The organism is Pseudomonas sp. DF11, from assembly GCF_058148565.1.
This window is the reverse complement of sequence record NZ_JBYVYN010000040.1, coordinates 1-205: the sequence shown is the minus strand read 5'-3', so window position 1 is coordinate 205 and position 205 is coordinate 1. Positions and strand designations below refer to the sequence as shown.

The 205-nt window shown below is 47.3% G+C and carries 1 protein-coding gene; it reads right to left on the bottom strand.

Translation table 11 applies throughout. The features are described from left to right. Positions 1 to 13: 13 nt before the first annotated feature. The coding region (locus AC30D9_RS29455; RefSeq protein WP_490145380.1) for a hypothetical protein at positions 14 to 205 on the bottom strand (192 nt) is incomplete at its 5' end.

The following is a 205-nucleotide window of genomic DNA, read 5'->3' as shown; positions in this document are numbered from 1 at the left end:
AATTCGCCTCCCGCTAACGAGAGATCGGAAGCGCAAGTGGTTGAAGTTGTTGATGTTTCTCAAGTGAAACTTTGAAAACTTCTGAAAATAACCGCTTGACAGATACACGGGGCGCTGTAGAATGCGCGCCTCGGTTGAGACGAAAGCTCTTAACCAACCGCTCTTTAACAACTGAATCAAGCAATTCGTGTGGGTGCTTGTGGGA